The following is a 23,457-nucleotide window of genomic DNA, read 5'->3' on the forward strand; positions in this document are numbered from 1 at the left end:
AGGGTGGGGAAAATCGGCGCGACAACGTTCGGCATCTGATCGAAATCCTATGACAATAAATTTACAGAAAAGTCTGGACTCCATGACATTCCTGTCATATGCTCTTTCTTGGGTTCACCAAATGCCTCCGGTGGATCTGATGCGAACGGAGAAATGGCCCCGGTTCGGCACAACGGAAGACTCGAACGTTGTGAGGAACCGGGGCCATTCCGTTTAAGCAGGAGGCCGGCCACGCGGTAAGCCGGACACGCCCAGAAAGCGGCAGCCCGGACGCGCCCAGTCGCAGGGAACGGACGGGGACAGGCAGGTGGAGGCTAAGCGGCAGGCCGGCTAAGCGCCAAGCCGGACAGCTAACTGCTGCGGTCCACCACCGCGTGGGCGAAGCTGGTCAGCGAGGCCTTCACGACGCCTTCCGGCAGCGGGGCAAGGGCGGCGATGGCCTCATCGGCCCAGGCACGCGCCACCACCCAGGACTGTGCGGTGACGGGGTGCTCCCGGAGCCCGGCCACGGCGGCGGCCAGGGCCTCGTCCGAGCTGAGGTCGCCGTCGATCAGCGTCAGCAGCTCGACCGCGGTCTGGTCCCCGTCCCGGGCGGCGTTGCGCAGCAGCAGCACCGGCAGGGTGGGGATGCCTTCGCGCAGGTCGGTCCCCGGGGACTTGCCTGACTTGACCTTGATCCCGGTGACGTCGATGACGTCGTCGGCAAGTTGGAAGGCCACGCCCACCTTCTCGCCGTATTCGACCAGGAAGGGCTCGTAGGACTCGTCGGCACCGGAGAAGATTGCGCCAAGCTGGCCGGACGCGGCGACCAGGGAGCCCGTTTTGTCCGCGATGACGGACAGGTAGTGCGCCAGGGGGTCCTCGTCCGGACGCGGCCCCACGGTCTCGTGCAGCTGGCCCAGGCACAGCCGCTCAAAGGTGCGCGCCTGGATGCCAAGCGCACGGGAGCCGAGCTCCGAAACCAGGATGGAGGCGCGCGCAAAGATGAGGTCGCCGGTGAGGACGGCGACGGAGTTGCCCCAGACCTCGTGGGCCGTCGGCGCCCCACGGCGGAACGGCGCGGAGTCCATGACGTCGTCGTGGTACAGGGTGGCCAGGTGCGTCAGTTCGACGACGACGGCGGCCTGCACCACCGCGGGCAGGGAGGCATCGCCAAGGTGGGCGCACAGCAGGGTCAACAGCGGACGGATGCGCTTGCCGCCGGCTTCCACGAGGTGACGCGACGTTGCGTCAGCCAGGGGATCGGAATTGGCAATGGCCTCGCGCAGCTTCTTCTCGACGCGCGCCAGGTTGGTGGTGATCGCGGGGCCCAGCTCGGGGTCACCCGCAATGGCCGCGAAGCCCGCCGGCAGTTGGAGGCCGGTGGCGATCGCGGTGGTGTTGAGGTCGGGTTCAGAGCTCGGCAGGCCGTGTCCGGCGTGCGTCCAGCTTTGGTCTGCAGAGTTGGTCACGGGTTAACCCTAACTTTTGTTGCGGAAACCGCGGAGTTGGTGTCGGAGTGCGGAACACTGTCCGTGGCGGGTGCGGCCTGGTTGGACGTGGCCTGGTTGGACGAGGCTTGATTGCGTGCGGCCTGGTTCGATGTGGCTGGAACCAGGGATTCCAGGACCCGGATGACGCGGTCCTCGAAACCCTTGGCGGCAGGATCGGTCAGGTTGGCCAGCAGCCGCACCACAAAACGCATGAGCACGGGGACGGGCATGCCGGTCCGCAGGGCCAGTTTCATGACCGCCGGCTTGCCGATCAGGGCGGCGAACGCACGGCCCAGCGTGAAGTGCGAGCCCCACTGCTGCCGCACGTAGTCGGCGTACCGGGCCAGGTGCGCGTCAGCAGCTGTGGAAGCTTCCGCCCCCGACCTCCAGCCTGCCGACGCGGCCCGGGCGGCGCCGTCGATGATGAATTCGGCCGCAAAGCGGGCGGACTCCATGGCGTAGGAGATGCCCTCGCCGTTGAACGGGGAGACCATGCCGCCGGCGTCGCCGAGCAGCAGCAGGCCGGGAGAGTAGTGCGGGGTGCGGTTGAAGCCCATGGGCAGCGCGGCGCCGCGGATCTCGCCCACCTGGTTATCCGGGGTGAAGCCCCAGTCGGCGGGCATGCCGGCGGTCCATTCGCGCAGCACCTGCTTGTAGTCCAGCTTGCCGAAGTCCTTCGAGGAGTTCAGGATGCCTAGGCCCACGTTGGAGGTGCCGTCGCCGACGCCAAAGACCCAGCCGTAGCCAGGCAGGAGTTTGCCGTCGCGGCCGGGAAGCTCCAGCCAGCCTTCCATCCAGTCGTCCTCGTGCCGCGGCGAGGTGAAGTACGTCCGCACGGCCACGCCGAGCGGACGGTCGTCGCGCTTGCCGATGCCCAGCGACACGGCAGTGCGCGTCGAGTTACCGTCCGCCGCGAGAACGACGTCGGCGGTGAAGTCGCGCGTTTCGCCGGTCTTGCGCCCGGAGTTGTCCAGCAGGGCGGCACGGACACCCGTCACCCGGCCGTCCTCGGAGTGCAGCGCCTCGGTCACGCTGTGGCGTTCATGCACGACGGCGCCCGCGGACTGGGCGTGGCGGGCCAGCTGTTCGTCGAAGCCGAGCCGGGTCCGGATCAACCCGTACTGCGGAAAGTCGGCGACCTCCGGCCAGGGCAGTTCGATCGTGCGGCCGCCGGCGATCAGGCGCAGGCCCTTGTTCCGCCGCCAGCCGTCGGATTCGGGATGTGCAAGGCCCAGCTTCTGGATCTCGCGGACTGCGCGTGGAGTCAGGCCGTCGCCGCAGACCTTCTCGCGGGGAAAGCTGGTTTTCTCCAGCACCGTGACGTCAATGCCGGCTTTGGCAAGGTAGAAGGCGGCGGTGGATCCGGCCGGGCCCGCTCCGACGATCAGTACTTTCACGACGCGTAGCGGCTAACGCCCGGGCCGGGCGATGTTGCGACGCAGCTTCGCCACCGGTCCGGTGTGGGCTGCCATTGCCGCTGCGCCCGCGGCGGGGCCAGTTGAGGGGCCGGCCAGCGGTTTCTGGGCCCGGTGCACAGCCACAATGCCGCCACTGAGGTTGCGGTAGGTGACGGATTCCCAGCCAGCCTCCTGCAACCAGGCCGCGAGGTGGTCCTGGTCCGGCCAGGCACGGATGGACTCGGCGAGGTAGACGTAGGCGTCGGGGTTGGAGGAGACCTTGACGGCGATGGCCGGCAGGGCCCGCATGAGGTATTCGGTGTACATGGTGCGCCACAGCGGAACCACGGGCTGGGAGAATTCCGCGATAACCAGCCGGCCGCCGGGCTTGGTGACCCGGAGCATCTCGGCCAAGGCCTTCTTCGGCTCGTTGACGTTGCGCAGGCCGAAGGAGATCGTGCTGGCATCAAAGGTGTCGTCAGCGAACGGCAGCCGGGTGGCATCCCCGGCGATGAAGTCAATGTCCGGGCGGCGGCGCTTGCCCACCTTGAGCATGCCGAGGGAGAAATCACAGGCGATGACGTTGATGCCTGCGTCGGCATACGGCTCGCTGGAAGTACCGGTGCCGGCGGCGAGGTCCAGGACGCGCTGGCCGGGCGATACGCCCACGGCTTCCACCACCACCTTGCGCCAACGCCGCGTCTGCCCCATGGACAAGACATCGTTGACGACGTCGTATTTGGGGGCGACGTCGTCAAACATCGTGGCTACTTCGTCCGGACGCTTATCCAAGGATGCTCGGTTCACCCTGCCATTGTCTCAAATGATCGGCTCCCCCACGAACGGGGTGCCAATCAACGCGGCTTTCACCTGCGGGAACGGCTGCTTCGGCCTCGTTCAGCCGCGGCCGGACCCTGTTTATCCACGGCACGGGCGATCACGGGCTAGTGTTGTGCCATCATGACGAGCACGTTCCGCACCTTGACAGTCCCCCTCGATGCCGAAACTTTCCCCGGGGGCCTGCCGTCGTTTCTGGTCCGGGACGATGTCCTCTGCTGGACCCGCCGCGAGGCCGGGCTCGTGGGCTTCGGCGAGATCGCCCGGTTCACCGCCACGGGCCCCGAGCGGTTCCTGGAGGCGGACATCTGGTGGCGCCATCTGGTTCTGGAGGCGGACATCGAGGACGCGGTGGACTGCCCCGGCACCGGTCCGGTGGCCTTTGGCTCCTTCGCCTTCTCCAAAGTCTCCGCGCACGAGTCCCGGCTGCTGGTTCCCGAAATCGTCGTGGGACTCCGCGACGGCCAGGCTTGGCTGACCCAGCTCACGCTCGACGACGGCGAACTCACCGAGGCGGGCGCCCGCGCCGCGCTGGACCGCTGGCTTGGCAGCGCCAGCGCCGATACGGACCGCGCCGTGATGGACGATCCGGTGGCGGGGACCGCACAGGCCGGTGGCGCCGTCGTCGTCCGTCCTTTGCCGTTGGCTGCAGGGGCAACTCTGCACACCGGCTCGCTCAGCGAGGAAGACTGGATGGCCGCGGTTGCCGCGGGCGTCGAGGAGATCCGGACCGGGGCCCTGGAGAAGCTGGTGCTGGCCCGCGACGTCGTGGCCACCGTCCCCACCGGCGTCAATGCCGCCCAGGTGCTCCGCGAGCTGTCGGCCCGGTACCGCGAATGCTGGACGTACGGGGTGGACGGGCTGGTGGGCGCCACGCCGGAAATGCTGATCCAGGTGGAGGGCCGCACCGCGCAGGCCCGCGTCCTGGCCGGCACGCTGGACCGCCGTGACGCGGACGGCATGGACGGCTCCCCGCTGGAATTCGCCGAACGCGTCCTCGCCGGCTCCGAGAAGCAGCGGCACGAACACGACATTGCGATCCAGTCCCTCACCACGCAGCTTGCCCCGTTTTCCGAGGCCATGAACGCGCATAGCGAGCCGTTCATCCTGGAACTGCCCAACGTGTGGCACCTGGCCTCGGATGTGAAGGCCGAGCTCGCCGAGGTGGAGGGCCACGTCCCCACCTGCCTGGCCCTGATCAACGCTCTGCATCCCACCGCCGCCGTCTGCGGCACCCCCACCACCGTGGCCGGGGCACTGATCCGCAAGCTGGAGCATCTGGACCGCGGCCCGTACGCCGGCCCGGTCGGCTGGCTCGACGCGGCCGGCAACGGCGAGTGGGGCATCGCACTGCGCGGCGCCGTCATCGAATCTCCGCAGACGGTCCGGCTCTACGCCGGCTGCGGCGTGGTGGACGGGTCCGTCCCCGAGACCGAGCTCGCCGAGACGTGGGCGAAGTTCCGCCCCATGCTGGAGTCGCTCGGCATCAACAGCTAGCGTGCGGGGTGGCCGGCGGGGCGGCGCGCCGCCGGGTTGGCGCCGGGTTGGCGACGCCTGCGGGCGCCGGGTTGGCGACGCCTGCGGGCGCCGGGTTGGCGACGCCGCGGGGACGCGAATCGGCAGGAATCCGGGATTACAGACAGATCGGGCATTGGAGATATTGCATTCGGGTCTGGTTTAGTTATCCAATAGTGAAACTAAGTTTTCTGTGACGTACATCTCTTTGTCGGCGATACACTATAAATCGACTTGAATACGCATCCCTCCTGCAACAAAAGGTAAGAAAATGCAGATCTCCCGTTCGCTCCTGAGCAACCCCGCACTCAAGGCCGCCACGGTGCTCGCCGTGAGCGCATTGGCCCTCACGGCCTGCACGAACGCCTCCGAGACCGGGACCGGCGGCGCAGCCACCCCTTCCGGCAGCGCGGCGGCCAGCTTTGACCCCAGCACAGTACAGAAGGACGATGCGCTGGCGGCCATGCTGCCCGAGGCGATCAAGACTAAAGGCACGCTGACCGTGGGTTCGGATACCTCCTACGCACCCGCGGAATTCCTCGGTACCGACGGCCAGACCGCCGTGGGCTACGACGTCGACATCGCCAAGGCGATCGGCGCCGCGCTGGGCCTGAAGGTCCAGGTCCAGACTGCCGAATTCACCGGCATTCTTCCGGCCCTAGGCCCGAAATACGACCTCGGGATCTCCTCCTTCACCATCAACCCGGAGCGGCTCGCCGCGGTGAACATGGTCAGCTACTATAAGGCCGGCACCGGCTGGGCAGTCCAGAAGGGCAACCCGAAGAAGGTCTCCCTTGATGACCTGTGCGGCAAGTCCGTCGGCGTGCAGACCGGCACCATCCAGGAGGATCCGGACCTCTCCGGCCGCAACAAGAAGTGCCTGGCCGAGGGCAAACAGCCCATCAACATCGTGACGCTCAAGACCCAGACGGACATCACCACCCGCCTCGTCAACGGCAGCATCGATGCGATGGCGGCCGACTCCCCCATCATCGGCTACGCGCTGACTCAGACCGGCGGTCAGCTTGAAAAGCTCGGCGAGGTCTACGACGCCGCACCCCAGGGCATCGCCGTCGCCAAGTCCGACAAGGCCCTGGCGGACGTCATCCAGAAGACCGTCACCAAACTGATGGAAGACGGCTCCTACAAGAAGATCCTGGAAGGCTGGGGTGCCGCTGACGGTGCCATCACCACGTCCGAGGTCAACCCGGCGGTCTCGTCTTGAGCCTTCCCACAACCCCACCTACGGCAGGGACACCGATGGACAGCCATCAGGACGCTCACGCCGCACCGGTACTGAACAACGCAGTACCGGTGCGGCACCCCGGCCGCTGGATCAGCGCCATCATCATCGTCGGCGTCCTTGTCGCCTTCCTGCAGAGCCTGTTCACGAACCCTAACTTCCGCTGGGATGTCGTGGGCACCTACATCTTGGACACCAAAGTGGTCCAGGGCGTCATGTGGACCCTGTTCCTGACGTTTGCCTCCATGGTCTTGGCGATCGTCCTGGCCATCCTTCTGGCCTTCATGCGACAGTCCGACAACCCTGTGTTCCGCTGGTCCAGCTGGACGTGGGTCTGGTTCTTCCGCGGCACCCCGGTGTACACCCAGCTGCTCTTCTGGGGACTGGCCACTGTTCTCTATCCGACCATCGTCCTCGGGATCCCGTTTGGTCCTGCAGCCATTACCTGGGTGACCTCGGATCCCACCCACGGCCTGATCCCGGCCATCCTTGGCCTGGGGCTCAATGAGTCCGCGTATCTCGCCGAGATCTTCCGGGCGGGCCTGAAGTCCGTCGACAAGGGCCAGCATGAGGCTGCCGAGGCACTCGGTATGACGAAGGGCAAGATCATGCGGCGGATCATCCTGCCGCAGGCGATGCGCGTCATCGTTCCGCCTACCGGCAACGAGACCATCGGCATGCTGAAGACCACCTCCCTGGTCCTGGCCGTGCCGTTCACGCTGGACCTGACCTTTGCCACCAACGCCCTGGCAAACCGCATTTACCTTCCGATTCCGCTCCTGATTGTCGCCGCATTCTGGTACCTGCTGGTCACCAGCCTGCTGATGGTGGGCCAGCACTTCATTGAGGCGCACTACGGCAAGGGCGTGGACAACCGGGTTCCGGCCGCGATCAACCCCGCGGCAGCCAAGGCCTCCGCGGCAGGGGCCCCCAGCGCCGAGGCCGAGCCGGACTTGAAGATGGACTTCCCCGAGGAGGAGGCGAAATGACGATCACCACTGAGAAACCGCTGGTACAGATCGAGGGCCTTCACAAGTACTACGGCCACCACCACGTGCTGCGCGGGATCGACCTGACCGTCAACCAGGGCGAGGTGTCGGTGGTGATCGGCCCGTCCGGTTCCGGAAAGTCCACCATGCTCCGCTGCGTGAACCTGCTCGAGACCATCAGCGCGGGACGCATTTCCGTGGGCGGAGAGCTGATCGGCTACCGCGAGGTCAAGGGCCGGCTCCATGACCTGAAGACCAAGGAAATCGCGGCCCAGCGGCGCGAGATCGGCATGGTGTTCCAGCGCTTCAACCTCTTCCCGCACAAGACTGCGATGCAGAACATCATGGAAGCCCCGGTCCAGGTCAAGGGCCAGTCGAAGGCAGTGGCGCGGAAGCGGGCCCTGGAGCTGCTGGACCGCGTCGGGCTCGGCGACCGTGCCGGCCACTACCCATCCCAGCTCTCCGGCGGCCAGCAGCAGCGCGTTGCGATTGCCCGGGCGCTGGCCATGGATCCCGAGCTCATGCTGTTCGATGAGCCCACGTCCGCGCTCGACCCGGAACTCGTGGGCGATGTCCTGAACGTGATGAAGGACCTCGCCAAGTCCGGCATGACCATGATCGTGGTGACCCACGAGATCGGCTTCGCCCGCGAGGTCGGTGACCGCCTGACGTTCATGGACGGCGGCGTCGTAGTGGAGTCCGGCGACCCGCGCGAGGTCCTGGCCAACCCGCAGCACCCCCGCACCAAGGAGTTCCTGAGCCGGGTGCTGTAACGCGACGCGGACGTTTCCTGTCGATGCGCAAATGCCCTGTCGCCACCGCTATTCCGGTGGCGACAGGGCATTTGCGCGTCGCGGGATGGGTTGCGTGTCATGGCCACGCTGCGGAACGGGCTCGACGGCGTGGGACACCGAACGCGGCCAGCTTCTGTTCCAGCCGGGCCGGCTCCATGAGGTCCGCCCAGACCCACCGCACTACCCGGAGCCCCGCGGCCCGGATCCGGTCTTCGCGCTCTTTCTCGTCCACGACGGCCTGCGATGCCGTCCTGCCCTGAAGGTATTCGGGTTTCAGATACTTCTCGACGCCATCGAACTCGCCAACCAACCGTGCATTCTTCCAGTAGTAGTCCGCATAGCCCACCAGACCGGAGCCGTCCCGGATTTCGTGCTGAAGTTCCGGCGGCTGGAATCCGGCTACGCACATGAGTCCGCGGCTGTAGGACTCCCCCGGGGACCCGGACCGCGGATCCGCGAACTCCACGGCAGTTCTGATCCGCCGCGCAGCCGCAGCGGCGTAATTGCCGTCAACACCCGCCAGCAGTATTTCCTTGGAGAGCGCGGGCAACCCATGCGCGGCGTCCGGCTTAAGCACGTGGTCCAAAGGAACAATGGCTTGAGCAAACGGCGTGAAGGCAGCCAGATCCAGCACCGTACGGACCCTCCCCGTGACCAGGAGACCTTCGCGCCGGAACACCTTGAGACCGTCCGGGTCTGCGTAGTGTCGCCGCACTCCCGCACGCGAGCGTCCGCCGCGGCTCTGAAGCGTCAGCGCATGGACCGGATGACGCTGGCCAATGGTTGGAACTCCCCACACGGACGCTGCAGAGTGCCTGGCAAAAACCGTCCGGGCCGTGAACGTCTCTGCCGCGGCGCTAACTCGGATCCGGTACTGTTCCCAAGGCTGCAGCGCCCTCCATGCCTCCCCGTCGACGTAGACGCCGTGGCGCACGCGAACGAGCCCGCCTGCCCGGCAGCGTTTGACTAGCTCTTTCGGCGTGAGCCCCTGCTGGATGTGCTCGCGGGCCAGGATCAGTCTCGGTAATTCGCTCATGGAACGAAGATCGCAGCACGGGAGCCGCGGCGCCATGGCCGGCTGCCCGTGTGTGGACAACCCGCCGCGCATTCCGTCCGACGACGCAGATTCCGACCGGCGATGCGCACCCCGGCCTGCGACGCGCAAGCTACCTGACGTGGCGGGTATTCGGGTGTCGGTTGGTATTTTGCGCAGCCCCGGGCAGATTGCACAGCGCCGGGCACGAAGCGCAGCCCTTGGCGCGGAGCGCAGCGCCGGGCACGAAGCGCGTCTCCGCTCGCGACGCAGATTCCCGCCGGCGACGCAGATTCCGGCGTGCGACGCGCAAATCACCTGACGTGGCGGGTATTCGGGTGTCGGTTGGTATTTTGCGCAGCGCCGGGCAGATTGCACAGCGCCGGGCACGGAGCGCGTCTCCGCGTGCGACGCACATTCCGTCCCCCGACGCAGATTCCCGCCGGGGACGCACATCCCGGCCTGCGACGCGCAAGCTACCTGACGTGGCGGGTATTCGGGTGTCGGTTGGTATTTTGCGCAGCGCCGGGCACGGAACGCGTCGTCGGCGCCCGGCGCAGGGCGCCCGTAGCAAGCGGCTACGTCTGCGGGAGGCCTTCCACGGCGGTGGCCACCGCAGCCCGGATGGCGCGGTGCAACTCCCCCAGCCGGTGCCGGTCCGTGCGCACTTCGATGATGCTGCGGCCCTGCAGCGGGCCGGTCAGCGCCTCTGCGAGTTCCGCCGTCGTGCCGACCTGGCGGTGCGCGACGCCGTAGGCCGCGGCCAGCGCGGCGAGGTCCACCCGCTGGGGGGTGGCGAAGAGGCGTTCGACGGCGTTGCCGTAGCGCCCCGCCGCGGCGACTGCGCCGTGCTCCAAGAGCCCGAAGATGGCACCGCCGGCGTCGTTGAGCACCACGATCCGCAGCTGTGGTTCGGCCTCCCCGGCGCCGAGCAGGAGTCCCCCGGCGTCGTGCAGGAACGTCACGTCCCCCATGAGCACGGTGGTTTCCTGGCCCCCGCCCAGCGCGATCCCCGTGGCGGTGGACGTGGTGCCATCGATCCCGGCCAGGCCCCGGTTGGCGAACATGATGGCCTGTGGTTCCGCGGGCGGCGACCCGGCGAGGTCGACGTCGCGGATCCCGTTCGAGGAGCCCAGGACCAGCTGCCCGCGGGCGTGCTTCCAGACCTCGGCGCCGACCGACGGGCCGGTCGCGGCAGGGGATGCGGCGAGGATCAGGTCCACGGCGTGCTGCGCGGCGGCTCCTGCCAGCAGCCAGGCATCGAGCCACGCGGCTGCCCCGCGGCCGGCGAATTCCGCCAGGTCCGCCAGGGATTCCAGCGGCAGTTCGGTGCGGCGGCCCGGTTCATACCAGGCCACCGGAACGGGCTGGTAAAGGGCCGAGGGGACATCGGCCCGCTCCAGCAGCGCACTCACCGGCCGGGAGAGCGTCGTCCGGCCGAAGAGCACCACCCGTTCGATCGGCTGGGCCGAGTCCGCGCCGAAGTGGTCGATCAGCAGCCGGTAGGGCCCCACGGCGTTGGGGCCGAAGCGAGCATTGGAGGACGGCTCTGCCAGCAGCGGCAGGCCGTGCGCGCGGGCGAAGGCCTCGGCGACCGGACCGGCGTCGTGCCCCGCCAGCACCACGGTGCGCCGCTCCGGCAGTGCCGTTGAGGCGGCCGGAAAGTCCAGCGCCAGAGGGCTCCGGGCGGCCCGGTACAGCCCGCGTCCGGCCGCGGGCAGCCCGTCGCCGACAGCGGGGACCAGCGGGTCGCGGAAGGCAAGGTTCAGCTGCACCGGCCCGGGAGGGGCGTCCTCGAAGGCTCCGGTGGCGGCGCTGAGGGCGGTGTCCACGGCGCGCTGGGGATCGCTGCCCGCGGGCACGTCGACGGCGAAGCGGACGTGCTCGCCAAAGAGGTCCAGCTGCACGGTGGTCTGGTTCGCACCGGTCCCCCGCAGTTCCTCGGGCCGGTCGGCGGAAATGACCACGAGCGGCACCGCGGCGTGGTTGGCCTCCATGACGGCCGGGAGGAGGTTGCCGACGGCGGTCCCGGACGTGGTGAGGACGGCGGCGGGGGCACCGGCGGACAAGGCAAGGCCGAGGGCCGTGAAGCCGGCCGTCCGCTCATCGATCCGGACCAGCAGCTCCACGCGTCCGGCGGCTTCGGCCTCGGCCAAGGCGTAGGCCATGGGCGCCGAGCGCGAACCCGGGGACACCACCACCTGGCGTACACCGGCGGCGAGCAAAGTGTCGACGGCGATGCGCGCCGCCTCCACCGCGGTCAGGCCGCCCGAGGTGGACGAGGCGGCCGCGGAATCCGCCGGATTCACATGTTCTCCGGCGTTTCGATGCCCAGCAGTTCCAGGCCGCCAGAGAGGCGGCGCAGCGTCAGCGCGCACAGGGCCAGCCGCGAATCCCGGACAGATTCCTCGGCCTTGAGCACCGGGCACTGGTCGTAGAAGGTGGTGAACAGCTGCGCGAGCTCGAAGAGGTAGCCGCAGAGCCGGTGCGGCTCCAGCGCGTCCCGGACCTTGTTCAGCGTCGCGTCGAACTCCAGCAGGTGCAAAGCCAGCGCGCGTTCTGCCGGTTCGACGACGGCGATCGCCGTGGCGGGCCCGCCCTCCCCGGCTGCCGCGATGCCAGTTGCTTGGGTGCCGGCCGGCGTGCCGCCGTCGCCGCCGGTGTCGCCGCCGCTGTCGCCGCCGGTGACCTGCTCCAGCACGCCGGCTTTGCGCAGGATGGAGCGGATCCGTGCGGCGGCGTACTGCACGTAAGGTCCGGTGTTGCCGCTAAGGGCGAGCATGCGGTCGAAGTCGAAGACGTACTCGGTGTCGTGTCCGGTGGAGAGGTCGGCGTACTTGACGGCGCCGATGCCCACCTGGCGGGCGGTCACGGCGCGCTCGTCCTCGCTGAGCTCGGGCCGGCTCGCGTCAATGACGGCACGGGCACGGTCCACGGCCTCCTCGAGCAGGGCCATGAGCTTCACCGGGGCACCGGAGCGGGACTTGAGGATCTTCCCGTCCTCGCCGAGCACGTTGCCGATCTGCACATGCACGGCCTGGACCGTGTCCGGCATCCAGCCGGCGTCGCGGGCGGTGGCCATGACCATGCGCAGGTGGACGTTCTGCGGGGCGCCCACGACGTAGAGGATCCGGTTGGCCGCCAGGTCGCGGACCCGGTAGCGGATGGTGGCGAGGTCCGTGGTGCCGTAGCCGTAGCCGCCGTCGGACTTGCGGATGATCAGCGGCAGCGGCTCCCCGTCGCGGCCGGTAAAGCCTGCGGGAAAGGTGCACAGGGCGCCGTCGCTGATCCGGGCCAGGCCGCGTTCCTCCAGTTCCTGGCACAGCTGTGCCAGATGCGCGTCGTAAGAGCTTTCGCCGGCGATGTGGTCATCGGTGAGGCTGATGCCCAGCGCGGAGTAGATGGCGTTGAAGTAGCGCTTGGACTGCGCGACGAGCCGCTGCCACACGGCGAAAGTCTCGGCGTCGCCGCTCTGCAGTGCCACGACGCGGAGCCGGGCGCGCGTGGCGAAGCCGTCCTCGTCGGTGGCGGAGGCATCGAACTTGGCCCGGGCGGCCTGGTAGAACGCGCTGGGGTCCTCCACCAGCAGCGCCGCGTCCGGGGAGTCCTCACCGATCTCCAGCCAGTGTTCGATCAGCATGCCGAACGGGGTGCCCCAGTCGCCGATGTGGTTCTGCCGGATCACGGTGTCGCCGAGGGCTTCGAGCACCTTGACCAGGCTGTCCCCCACCACGGTGGTGCGCAGGTGGCCGACGTGCATTTCCTTGGCGACGTTCGGGGAGGAGTAGTCGACGACGACGCGCTGCGGTGTCGCGGCCGGCGTCACCGCAGTGGCCTTGGACGCGGCCTGGACCGACTCTGCATTGAGCAGTTCCTCGATCCAGGTGCCGTCAAAGCTCAGATTGATGAAGCCAGGCCCGGAAATTTCCACGCTGGTGCAGATGCCGTCCAGGTTCAGGGCGTCCACGATCTTGGCGGCGGCGTCCCGCGGCGGCAGACCGGCTTTCTTCGCCAGGGCCATGGCGGCGTTGATCTGGATGTCGGCGAACTGGGAGGGCCTGACCACCGGGTCCGTGTGCCGGAACTCTTCGCCGAACGCGGTGGCAATTGCAGCCTGGACTCTGGGGACAACCAATTCGGCCGGATTATTCACAGTCCCAAATTATCAGTTCGGGCCTGCCCGGGTTTCTTCCCTCCCACTGCCCGAAGAAAGGCGGGTCAGATCGCGCCCATCCAGGGCCCAGAATGGGTGCGATCTGATCCCGCGTTGCCGTGCCGTTGTTTGCCGTTCTGTTGTTTTGAAGTGCCGTTGTTTGCCGTTCTGTTGTTTTGCCGTTCCGGCAGGCTAGACGTCGGTGCGGAACACCTGGACCACGGACGGGCGCGGGGCACGCACCTGGCCGGGCTTCGGCGTCGCGCCGGCGGCAACGTAGTCCGGGAAGTAGGAGTGCTGCTCGGCGAAGGTCCCTTCCTCGCCCGGGTGCTGAACGGCAACGAATACGGTGCGTTCGTCGTCGTGGATGACCGGGCCGCAGGTCTCGGCGTCGCGCGGGACGGCCAGGAACTGCTCCACCTTGCCTCGTTCGGCACCGTCCAGGGTCACCTTGAAGAGCCCGTCGGCGTAGCCGATGCTGGAGGGCGCGCCGTCGGTGGAGATCCACAGGTTGCCCACGGAATCGAAGGCCACGTTGTCCGGGCAGGAGATGGGTGAGACCTGGCTGGCGGGGAAGCCGGCGAAGTAGGTGGTGGAGTTCTTGGCCGGGTCGCCGCAGACCATCAGCAGGTTCCAGCCAAACGTGGTTGAAGTCTGGTCCCCGGTCTCGGTGATTTCGACGATGTGGCCGTCCCTGTTGAGGGTGCGGGGGTTGACCTCGGTGGCGCCTTCCTTGCCGGGCTTGCCGCGGTCCGCGTTGTTCGTGCAGACGACGTAGACCTTGCCGGTGTGCAGGCTGGGCTGGACGTCTTCGCAGCGGTCCATCTTGGTGGGGCCCACTTTGTCGGCGGCGAGGCGGGTGTACACGAGCACCTCTTCCACGGACATCCCGGCCACCTTGGACTGTCCGCCCACCACGAGGGGCAGCCAAACACCTGATCCGTCGAACGCTCCGTCGGCCGGAAGCTTGCCTGTGCCGTCGAAGTCGGCCGGCGAATTGCCTGTGAACTTGGCGACATACAGGTCGCCCTCGGAGAGCAGGGTGAGGTTGTTCCTGCGGTCCTCCGCCGTTTTCCCGGGCCGGTATGTGCCGGCCGAGACGAACTTGTACAGGTAGTCGAAGCGCTCATCGTCGCCCATGTAGGCCACCACGTGGCCGGACTTGGCAACGATCACGTTGGCGCCTTCATGCTTGAAGCGGCCCATTGCGGAGTGCTTGCGGGGCGTGGAGGAGGGATCGAACGGGTCCACTTCCACGATCCAGCCGAAGCGGTTGGCCTCGTACTGGTAGCCGGGGTTGCGGGTGTCGAAGCGCGGGTCATCCAGTTCCCACTGGCGGGCGGTGGGCTTGCTGGTCAGGCCGTAGCGTTTGTCCGCGTCAGAGGTTCCAGGCGTGGCGAAATAGCCGTTGAAGTTTTCCTCGCCGGACAGGATGGTGCCCCATGGCGTGGTGCCGCCGGAGCAGTTGCCCAGCGTGCCCTGGATGGACCGGCCGGAAGGATCGGCTGCGGTCTTCAGAAGCGCGGATCCGGCAGCCGGGCCGTCGAGCTCGTAGGTGGTGTCGGTCAGGAAGCGGCGGTTCAGGCCGGCGCCCCGGACGTAGTTCCAGGGCCTGTTCTTGTTCTTGCGCTCCAACTCGACCACCGTGAGGCCGTGGGCGGCGCGGCCGATCGCGCGGGCTTCGGCGGCGTCGAATCCGGCCGGCAGCATGATGGACTCGTTGGTGTATTCGTGGTTGGTGAAGAGCACGGCCCGGCGGTCCTTGGAGCCGTCGACTGGCAGGATGTCCGTGTAGTCGTTGTTGTAGCCGAACTGGCGGGCCTGCGCCGCCGCGCTCTGCCGATCGAGGTCGAAGGCCGGCGAGTCCTTGAAGAGCGGGTCGCCCCAGCGGATGACCGGCTGCCAGGTGAACCCGGTCGGGACGGTGAGCTGGTCTACCGCGGCGTCCACCGGGGCGATGGCGGTGAACTGGAGCTTGGATTTTCCAAACCCCTCCTTGGCGGCGGCGGCGAGGCCCGGGCCGCCGTCGGCGGCAGCGGGTCCGGCGGACGTCACAGCGTTGCCGAAGGCGACGGCGAGTGCGCCGGCAGCGCCGAAGCCCAGGGCGGCGCGGCGGGACATCGTGGCGGAGGCGATGTCGCGGAAGTAGCTGTTGGTGCTGGTGTTGCAGACCTCGCCGGAGCAGGCGTTGTCGCACTTCAGCGCGCAGGTGACGGGGCTTCGCTTGCCTTTGGTGTGGCCAAGCATGGGGAGCAGGGAGAATGTGCGTCCGGAGGAGACAGACATGGAGAGACCTTCCATGGGGTGAGTTGCGGTCGCGCCCACCCTTCCAGCCGCTGGCTACCGAGAGGCGTCTCCCAGATGAAGCTGCGGTGAATGCTCGGCGTGCCCGCCGAACCCGTCGGTTGCTCCGTAAACGCCGTTTTCAGGGTCCTGAGGGGCCGTTACGGAGCAGTCGATGCGGCCAGCACCGCGTGCACGCGCCGCAGCCGGTCCAGCCACCAGTCCCGGCGTTCCGGTGCCGCGGCGTGTGCGTCCAGCAGTTCCGGCGCCGGGAGGACATCGCGGAGGGTGATCGCGCCGTCGTCGGGAACCAGGGAATCCTGCGTGACATCGGCGGCGAGCAGGGAGACTGTCCCCAGGCCGCAGGCGTACGGCAGCTCGGGCAGGGCGGCGGCCAGTGCCAGGCCGGCCCGGATGCCCACCGAGGTGTCCAACGCCGAACTCACGACGGCGGGCAGCCCCGCCTGCGCCACGATCTGCAGGGCGCGCCGCACTCCCCCGAGCGGGGCGACCTTGACCACGATCAGGTCCGCGGCGCCGGCGCGTGCCACTTTGAGGGGGTCCTCTTCCTTGCGCACGCTCTCATCCGCCGCAATCAGCAGGGGGACGCCGGCGGCCCGGAGCTGCCGCCGGACCTCGGCCAGGCCCGCGATCTCCGGCACCGGCTGCTCGGCATATTCGAGCCCGACGGCGGCGAGCCGCCTGAGTGCCGTGACGGCCTCCGGCACGTTCCAGCCGCCGTTCGCGTCCACTCGGATCGCGGCGTCCGGCAGCGCCTCCCGGACGGCCGCCACCCGGGCGGCGTCATCGGCGAGGCTCTGGCCGCGTTCTGCGACCTTGACTTTGACTGCGTCCACGCGGCCAAAGCGAGCCAGGATCTCGGGCACCTGGCGGGCCGGTACGGCAGGGACAGTGGCGTTGACCGGGATGCTTTCCCGCACGGGCGCCGGGAACCCGGCCCAGCCTGCCTCGATCGCGGCCGCAAGCCAGCGGGAGGCCTCGGCGTCGTCGTACTCGGGGAAGGGAGCGAATTCCCCCCAGCCCAACGGGCCGCGGAGCAGCAGGGCCTCGCGCTGCAGGATGCCCCGGAACTTCACGCGCATCGGCAGGCTCACAACATGGGCCCCGGCCAGGAGCTCGTCAAGGCCGGGCAGGGGTTCGGCGGGAGGTGCCGGGGGGTCCTTGGGGAGGGCAGGCATGGTGCCACTGTACTGGTATGAGTCCCCTGCGATGCCGCACGGGGGCGCCGCACCGGGGACACGAGTGCTGGGGACATGAGCGCTGGGGACGCAGCGCAGGGAGGCTGATGAGGTCCTTGATGGGCCGGCGATGACTGGGGGTGAGTCCCTGGTCCAGGAAACTCGTCTCCGCCGGCCCCGCTCAAGGAGCGTAGTGCCGGGGGACAATCCGCGCCGGCACAAACGACTCTACGAGTCCCGGTCCGGCGGGACACGAGTAGCGAGTACTCGATTATTGGCGGGCGCTACACTCGGCGCGCGCCGGACCTCCAGCTGGCGCGCAGGGTTCTGTGGGACTCTTAATGGCATGACTTTTCGGCAGGAACGCACCCCTTGGGACCCGTCTGCCCGAGTCCAGATAACACCGCTCCCGGAAACAGAGCTCGCGGAAACGCAGCTGCTCACCGCCCGGCCGCCCGAACCTCCGGAGCGCCGACCTCGAGCCCGCCGAACATCGGATCCGCAGGCCCAGCGGCCCCCCGGCAAGGCCACGGCTGCCTTGTTCGTGCTGGCCACGGTTGCCTGCGTCGCCGGGCTGGCCGCCACCTACTTCTTCTTTGTCCGCACCACCACCGGACAGTTCATTGACGAATCGGCCCTCGTCGAAGCCGTTGAGCTCAGCGGTACCGTAGGCAAGGCCGCCACGAAACTCTTGGACTGGCTGCCGGCGCTCTCTGTGGTGATTGCGTCAATCGTGGTGGTCTTCGTCACCATCCTTCGGCGCCGCTGGTCTGCGGCCGGGATCGCGATTGCTGCTTGCGTGGGCGCCAATGTGGCAACGCAAATCCTGAAGGACCTGCTCCCGGTCCGGCCATACCGCGGCGTCGAGACGCTGGAGCTGAATTCGCTGCCCTCGGGCCACACCACGCTGGCAGCCTCGGCCGCCGCCGCCGTGTTCCTGCTGGTCTCGCCGCGCTGGCGGCCGCTGGCCGGCTATCTGGGCGGCACCTTCGCGGTCGCCACGGGCGTGTCTACCCTGATCAACCAGTGGCACAGGCCCGCCGACGTCGTAGCGGCCTTCCTGCTGGTGGGCGCCTTCATGATCCCGGCTGGCTGGCTGATCATCCGCCGGGGCCCGCGCTGGAACGTCTGGGACGGCTACGGCGGTCACTGGGCCTCGGCCAGGGTGTGGGTACTGCTTCCGGTTCTCACAGGCCTTGCCGCGGCAGGGGTGGCGGCCTATGCCTTGCTGAGCATCGGCCCGAGCGGGCAGATCAGCACCATCAGTTACTTCTGGGCCGGAACGTCGCTGATCATCATTGCTGGCTACCTCGCCACCGTGACCGGCGTGTGGTTGTTCGGCCTGGCCGCCGGGCAGGTCAGTAGCTCAGGCGGTCAGTAGTTCCGGCGGTGTTTAAGGCGCGGAATGGTCACGGCGAACACCGCGGCGGCGGCGAAGCCGATCACACCGGTCGCAGCCACGCCGGCCCCCAGGGCCGCGACGGCTGTGACGGCTGAGAGCAGCACGGGACCGCCGGTGGCGCCGGCGTCGGCCATGAAGCGCCAGATGCCCAGGAACTGGCCGCGGCCGTTGTCCGGCGAGAAATCGGCCCCGAGCGTCATGTTCAGGCCAGAGCTGATGCCGTTGCCGAAGCCGATCAGGAGCGCGGCCAGCATGAGCGAGACGAATCCCGTGCTGAGCGGGATCAGCAGCATGGCAGTGCCCATGATGAGCGTGGACGGGACGGCCACCCATTGCCGGCCCTTGCGGTCCATCAGCTTTCCGGCCGGATAGAAGACCAGCATGTCGATCGCCCCGGAGATCCCGTAGATCAGGGAGGCCTCGGTGGGGTCCAGGCCCAGGTGATCGGCCCACAGCGGGATGACCACCTGGCGCGAGGCACGCAACGCGCTCAGCAGCAGAACCCCGGCCCCGACGCTCAGGAAGACGCCGGCGTGGGACACCGCGATGCTGCGCATAGTGGGCTGTTTCGCCGGGACGCCGTCGGCCGGAAGCGGCTTCGCCTCGAGGTCGGGGATGGTGACGGACACTGCCGCCGCCGCGGCCATGGCCACGACGCCGGCCCAGTAGGCCCCGCTGATCCCGGCAAACTGCATGACGGCGGCGCCGATAAAGGGGCCGATGAAGATGCCGATCCTGTTGACGCCGCCGAGCGTGGACAGGGCCCGCGCCCGGACCATGACCGGCACAGCCTCGGTCAGGTATTTCTGCCGCGCCAGGCTGAAGACGCTCGCGGCCATGCCGACCACCACCATCGCCGCCGCCAGCACCCAGAGGCCACCCGGAAACAGCGGAGCGACCGCTGCCGCGGCGAGTGCGACAGCGCTGGCGGTCGCGGCCCCCACGATCGTCCAGCGTTCCCCGAATTTCAGCGTGATCAGTGACGCCGGCAGGTTGAAGAACCAGGACCCGAGGCCAATCAGCGTGACAATCAGCGCAGCCCCCGGCACGGAGGCGCCAAGATCGCGGGCGGACAGGGCCACCACGGGAAGGATCGCGCCCTCGCCCAGGCTGAACATGAGGGCCGGTCCGAACGCGGGAACGGCGATGCTGCGGAGGCTGAAGGGGGCGAGGCGTGTGGTGGTCATCCCCTTCATCCTAGGCATCCGCCGGGGTCCTCCCTGACTTAGGCGTCGAAGTGGGTCCGGACTTCGGCGCTGGTGAGGTTCCGGAGCACGTCCGCGGCGACTTCCCGGAGCTTCTGGTTCCGGTTGCTGGATACCCGGGTCAGGATGGCCATGGCGTCGTCCTGCGAGCAGCGGTTCTGAGCCATGACCACACCACAGGCGAGATCTATGGAAGTGCGGTGTTCCATGGCGGCCTGCATGTCCTCGGCCCGCGACTGGGCGGTTCCGATGCGTACGGCCAGGCGCAGGGCACGCCCGGCCAGGTCCGCGAATCCGGCGGCTTCGGCGATGGTCGCCTCGGTGAAGAGTCCAGTCTCCGCCGCGAAGAAGTTCAGTGCGGCGGCGGCGTCCTCTCCGATTTCCAGGGGAACGCCCAAAGTGCTGCGGCACCCGTTGGCAGCAAGCTGGAGCTGGTATTCGGGCCAGCGGGGGTCGGTGTCTACGTCCGCCAGCAGGACCACGGCCTTGGTGCGCAGGGCCTCGACGCAGGGGCCGGCACGGAGGCTTTGCTCAATGCGGTCCAGGACCACGGCGTGAGGGCTGCTGCCCGCGACCGTCATGGTCCGTTTACGGCGCTGCAGCGTCACGCCGCACTCAATCTCGGCCCCGGTCATGTGGCTCAGCGAGGCGGCCGAAAACTCTGCGAGACGATTCAGGAAGTCGTCGACGTTCTCGGTCCCCAGTAGCAAGTCCTGGAGATGCCGGGCGGCGTCGTCCCCGACGTAGTTGTTGGCCATGCTCAAATGTACCGCGGAGCCCTGCATGGGCGCGCTTAGCTGTAGCCGTCGACGATTGCCGCGGCGATCTCCCGGTAGGCGCGCCGCGTTTCGGGGCGAAGCACATCGAGGGTGACGAGGTCGCCGTCGGCCACGCCGCGGTCGTGCGGAACCGCGATCAGCTGGCGGCAGATGCCGGACAGGTGTTCTTCGATAGCGTCCTTGTCCACCCGGGTGGACACCTCGTCCTTGTCGGTGATGACCACGACGGCGTTTCGGGCCAGCTCTTCGTAGCCGTGGCTGGCCAGCCAGTGAAGGGTGCTGCGGGCCCGCTTGGCGCCGCTGACGGCATAGCCGGCGGCGATGATCAGGTTGTCCGCCGACTGCAGGATCCCGCTCATAGCATTGTGCGTCACGCCCGTGCCGCAGTCGATCAGCGCCACTGAATAGTAGGCGGAGATGAGCTTGCGGATCCGCAGGTATTCCTCGGCCGTCAGCGAATCCGATACCTCGGGATCCTGTTCACCGGCAATGAGGTGCAACCTGCCGGCATGGTGCATGTAGCGGGCCAGGGCCGTGAGGGAATCGACGGACTCGATGTTCCTGAGCAGGTCCGTGATGGTCCGCGGGCTCTGCTGCTGGTAAATGCCCTCGCCGAGGGCGCGTTCGACGAGGTCGCCGGAATCGGGGTTGGCGTCGATCGCGCACGGGGGATCGCCCCGGAACTCCGCAAGGGTCAGTCCGACGCCAACCGTGGTGGAGGTCTTGCCGATGCCGCCCTTCAGGCTCAGGACGGCCGTGTTGTAGCTGCCCTGGAGCTGGCGGGAGATGCGCCGGGCCAGTTCGTCTTCCTCACGCTGCCTGGCACTCGGGCCCAGGTTCAGCCCGCCGCCGGTCATGTCGTAGAGCGCCCCGCGGAAACCGCCGACGGGCCGGGGCTTCTGCTCGCGGACAAAAAGACCCGGGGAACTAATGAAGTCGGGCACCGGGGCGTCGGCCAGGGCCGCCGCCCTGCTCGCCGAACGCGTGGAACGGGTGGGCTGGGCGGGCACGGCAGGAGCGGCCTCGGGGGCAGGCGGCTTCAGCACAGGATCCTTGGACGGTTTTTGGGGCTGAGGGCGTGCGGGCGCGTCGGCGGCAGCGGCGGCCTCCGCCCAGGAACTGCTGGGGGCGCTCGGGCGCTGTTCGGCCTGGTTGCTGGAAATAATAGGCATGGTTCCTGTCCAGGCGTCGGAGTCGTCGCCACGACGGCGGTCCCTCCGACGCGGGAGTTGGGCCTGCTCTGCAGCTGCTTCAGCTTCAGCGAGGGCGTTGGCGGTCTTGTTTTCGACCGGTTCTGGCATGTTCGTTCCCCCCAGGGATCACAGCGCAGACCGCTGCAGTGCTCGATTGACATCGTTCAAGGAACAAGTCTAGGGGCAGTAATGAGCACACTTACCATTACTGCCAAGATCCTGGCCCCTAGCGGTGGGCCCCTGTGTCTTGCAGGCGCTTGATAAACCAGCGCGACTGCTCGGGGCCGTACGGCAGGATCGGGATGGCCTTGGTTGCGTCGTCCGGGGTTTCCCGGGTGGCCTGGATTGCCTGCCGGACCGCGGTGGTCATCGTGTTGGCCATGGTCTTGACGAACTGGTCCGAGCACGGTTCGCCGTGGCCGGGAATCAGGAATTCGTAGCGGTGCCGCAGCGCGGAGAGGTGCCGGAGGGCATCGGCCCAGTCTTCCGGGAATGAGTCCTCGAAGGAAGGGTGGGAACCCTGTTCCACGAGGTCGCCGGCGAAGAGGGTGCTCGCCGTGCCGACCAGGAGGTCACCGTCGGTGTGGCCGCGGCCCAGATAGAACAAGGTGGCGGTCTGCCCGCCAAGATCCACGAGGACGGGCTGGTCCTTCACGATGGCGTTCGGAACCACCAGCTCGGCGTCGGGGCCCTGCCCGGCCGCCATTTCCGGTTCCGCCGAGGCCACGAACCGGCGCTGCTCATCACCGTTCTCCTCGATTTCCGCAGCGCAGTTCTCGTGCGCCCAGAATTCCGTGACGCCGTCGTCGGCGAAGACGGCGTTGCCGAAGAAGTGGTCGTAGTGGGCGTGCGTGTTGACCACCACCAGTGGCAGTCCGGTCTTTTCCCGCACGGCCGCCAGGATCTCACGGCCCTGCCGGGGGCCGCCGCCAGTGTCGATCACCATGGCGCGCCCGGTGCCGACCACCAGACCCGTGTTGAGCAGGGAACCTTGAGTTGTCAGTACGTAGTTGTCTGGACCGACTTCGAGCCATCGTGACATTGCATCTCCGTAATTCCGACGCTTTTCCGGCGTTGTTTGTGCGGTCTTGTTGGTGCGGTGTTGGTGCGCTGCACAGGCCTCGATTCTACCCGTGTCGGCTGGCAATTCCCTTCAGGGCATGCCCGTCCCGCCCCTGTGGCGGCTCTGCCCGGAGGCTCTCGTCTTGGCCCGCGCGGCGGAGTAGCCTGTGGCCTACTTCCGTCGATGAGCCCGGCGCTCACCCGAACGATTGGGGGTGGCTCCCGTTGAATGCCGGTACTTCCCTGGAGCGGATGGTGTTCTTCAGCGATGCCGTCTTCGCCATCGCCCTAACGCTCTTGGCCCTGGACCTGAAACTGCCCGAGGGCATCCCAGCGGAGCAGCTGGACAGCGCCCTGATCGCCGCCTGGCCGCAGTTGCTGGCGTACGCCCTGTCCTTTGCCATCATCGCCAAGACCTGGATGTCCCACCACTCCGATTTTGCCCTCATCCGCCGCTTCAACGCGAACCTGGCCTGGCTGAATCTGGCCCTCTTGTTCTTCATTGCCATGCTGCCCGCTCCGACGTCGATCCTCAGCGACTACGGGGACGACCCCACGCCGTGGCCCAGCGTTTTGTACGCCGCCAACATTGCCGCGGTCTATCTGATGCTGGCGGCCATTTGGGGCTACGCCAAGCACGCCGGGCTGATGGACCGCGAGATGGCCGCCCACGTGCACCGCCGCATCTTTTACGCGCGCCTGGCCGTGGCCGTGGTCTTCCTCTTCTCGATTCCGGCAGCGTTCGCCCTCAATGCCTACACGCCGTTTTTGTGGCTGATGCTCCTGCCGGCGTCGTGGCTGGCGCGGTGGCTTTCCGCCCGGGCGGAGTCGCGCGCGGGTCCCGCACAGAACTAACCGCACAGAACTGACCGTGCGGCCCCGCCCCACCCGGGAATCCCCG

The 23,457-nt window shown here is 68.0% G+C and carries 18 protein-coding genes; 6 read left to right on the plus strand and 12 right to left on the minus strand.

Going from position 1 to position 23,457, the window contains the following annotated elements; translation table 11 throughout:
- Window positions 1–350: 350 nt before the first annotated feature.
- From ACFRJ8_RS17315 to ACFRJ8_RS17325, 3 genes are read right to left on the minus strand one after another with little or no spacing between them, the layout of a single operon-like run.
- Entirely contained in the window at window positions 351–1,451 is a 1,101-nt protein-coding gene (locus ACFRJ8_RS17315) for a polyprenyl synthetase family protein (RefSeq protein ID WP_277526398.1), read from the minus strand.
- Window positions 1,448–2,869: a geranylgeranyl reductase family protein gene (locus ACFRJ8_RS17320; RefSeq protein WP_377987397.1), complete on the minus strand. Its 1,422-nt coding sequence runs from the start codon at window positions 2,867–2,869 to the stop codon at window positions 1,448–1,450. Before ACFRJ8_RS17320 ends, ACFRJ8_RS17315 begins: the two co-directional genes overlap by 4 nt.
- Window positions 2,870–2,881: 12 nt before the next feature.
- The gene (locus ACFRJ8_RS17325) at window positions 2,882–3,676 is read right to left on the minus strand and encodes a demethylmenaquinone methyltransferase (protein WP_377987398.1); all 795 of its coding nucleotides are present in this window, start codon (window positions 3,674–3,676) and stop codon (window positions 2,882–2,884) included.
- 153 nt (window positions 3,677–3,829) lie between these two features.
- Here ACFRJ8_RS17325 and ACFRJ8_RS17330 point away from each other — a divergent pair, with 153 nt between their 5' ends.
- From ACFRJ8_RS17330 to ACFRJ8_RS17345, 4 genes are all read left to right on the plus strand, one after another.
- Window positions 3,830–5,203, plus strand: coding sequence for an isochorismate synthase MenF (locus ACFRJ8_RS17330; RefSeq protein ID WP_377987399.1), 1,374 nt, complete (start codon window positions 3,830–3,832; stop codon window positions 5,201–5,203).
- A 289-nt stretch (window positions 5,204–5,492) separates the two neighbouring features.
- A complete protein-coding gene (locus tag ACFRJ8_RS17335; RefSeq protein ID WP_377987400.1) occupies window positions 5,493–6,446 on the plus strand; it encodes an ABC transporter substrate-binding protein in 954 nt (317 codons plus the stop codon).
- Between the two features lie 35 nt (window positions 6,447–6,481).
- Window positions 6,482–7,453 (plus strand): amino acid ABC transporter permease, encoded by a 972-nt coding sequence (locus tag ACFRJ8_RS17340; RefSeq protein ID WP_377987401.1) that lies wholly within the window; start codon window positions 6,482–6,484, stop codon window positions 7,451–7,453.
- Complete coding sequence (locus ACFRJ8_RS17345; protein ID WP_377987402.1) at window positions 7,450–8,226, plus strand: amino acid ABC transporter ATP-binding protein; 777 nt, start codon at window positions 7,450–7,452, stop codon at window positions 8,224–8,226. The genes ACFRJ8_RS17340 and ACFRJ8_RS17345 overlap by 4 nt, the downstream gene beginning before the upstream one ends.
- Before the next feature lie 97 nt (window positions 8,227–8,323).
- On the opposite strand, the gene ACFRJ8_RS17350 is transcribed toward ACFRJ8_RS17345, so the two are convergent.
- The 5 genes from ACFRJ8_RS17350 to ACFRJ8_RS17370 all read right to left on the minus strand — a co-directional run bounded on the left by ACFRJ8_RS17350 (window position 8,324) and on the right by ACFRJ8_RS17370 (window position 16,915).
- On the minus strand, window positions 8,324–9,283 hold the full coding sequence (locus ACFRJ8_RS17350) for a hypothetical protein (protein WP_377987403.1): 960 nt from the start codon (window positions 9,281–9,283) through the stop codon (window positions 8,324–8,326).
- Between the two features lie 575 nt (window positions 9,284–9,858).
- Entirely contained in the window at window positions 9,859–11,589 is a 1,731-nt protein-coding gene (gene menD, locus ACFRJ8_RS17355; protein WP_377987405.1) for a 2-succinyl-5-enolpyruvyl-6-hydroxy-3-cyclohexene-1-carboxylic-acid synthase, read from the minus strand.
- On the minus strand, window positions 11,586–13,433 hold the full coding sequence (argS, locus tag ACFRJ8_RS17360) for an arginine--tRNA ligase (protein ID WP_377987406.1): 1,848 nt from the start codon (window positions 13,431–13,433) through the stop codon (window positions 11,586–11,588). The genes menD and argS overlap by 4 nt, the downstream gene beginning before the upstream one ends.
- A 192-nt stretch (window positions 13,434–13,625) precedes the next feature.
- Complete coding sequence (locus ACFRJ8_RS17365; RefSeq protein WP_377987407.1) at window positions 13,626–15,719, minus strand: PhoX family protein; 2,094 nt, start codon at window positions 15,717–15,719, stop codon at window positions 13,626–13,628.
- A 158-nt stretch (window positions 15,720–15,877) separates the two neighbouring features.
- A complete protein-coding gene (locus tag ACFRJ8_RS17370; protein WP_377987408.1) occupies window positions 15,878–16,915 on the minus strand; it encodes an o-succinylbenzoate synthase in 1,038 nt (345 codons plus the stop codon).
- Between the two features lie 346 nt (window positions 16,916–17,261).
- Between ACFRJ8_RS17370 and ACFRJ8_RS17375 the strand changes: the two genes are divergently transcribed.
- Window positions 17,262–18,296, plus strand: coding sequence for a phosphatase PAP2 family protein (locus ACFRJ8_RS17375; RefSeq protein ID WP_377987410.1), 1,035 nt, complete (start codon window positions 17,262–17,264; stop codon window positions 18,294–18,296).
- On the opposite strand, the gene ACFRJ8_RS17380 is transcribed toward ACFRJ8_RS17375, so the two are convergent.
- From ACFRJ8_RS17380 to ACFRJ8_RS17395, 4 genes are all read right to left on the minus strand, one after another.
- Window positions 18,290–19,504 carry an MFS transporter gene (locus ACFRJ8_RS17380; protein WP_377987412.1) on the minus strand — a complete coding sequence of 405 codons (1,215 nt, stop codon included), beginning with the start codon at window positions 19,502–19,504 and terminating at the stop codon, window positions 18,290–18,292. The two genes, ACFRJ8_RS17375 and ACFRJ8_RS17380, sit on opposite strands and share 7 nt — an antisense overlap.
- A 38-nt stretch (window positions 19,505–19,542) precedes the next feature.
- On the minus strand, window positions 19,543–20,280 hold the full coding sequence (locus tag ACFRJ8_RS17385) for a GAF and ANTAR domain-containing protein (RefSeq protein ID WP_377987413.1): 738 nt from the start codon (window positions 20,278–20,280) through the stop codon (window positions 19,543–19,545).
- A 35-nt stretch (window positions 20,281–20,315) separates the two neighbouring features.
- Window positions 20,316–21,602 carry a MinD/ParA family protein gene (locus ACFRJ8_RS17390; RefSeq protein ID WP_377987414.1) on the minus strand — a complete coding sequence of 429 codons (1,287 nt, stop codon included), beginning with the start codon at window positions 21,600–21,602 and terminating at the stop codon, window positions 20,316–20,318.
- 118 nt (window positions 21,603–21,720) lie between these two features.
- Window positions 21,721–22,536, minus strand: coding sequence for an MBL fold metallo-hydrolase (locus tag ACFRJ8_RS17395; RefSeq protein WP_377987416.1), 816 nt, complete (start codon window positions 22,534–22,536; stop codon window positions 21,721–21,723).
- Between the two features lie 245 nt (window positions 22,537–22,781).
- Here ACFRJ8_RS17395 and ACFRJ8_RS17400 point away from each other — a divergent pair, with 245 nt between their 5' ends.
- A complete protein-coding gene (locus ACFRJ8_RS17400) occupies window positions 22,782–23,411 on the plus strand; it encodes a TMEM175 family protein (protein ID WP_377987417.1) in 630 nt (209 codons plus the stop codon).
- Window positions 23,412–23,457: the final 46 nt, after the last annotated feature.

The organism is Arthrobacter sp. NPDC056886, assembly GCF_042788715.1.
Classification (GTDB): Bacteria; Actinomycetota; Actinomycetes; order Actinomycetales; family Micrococcaceae; genus Arthrobacter.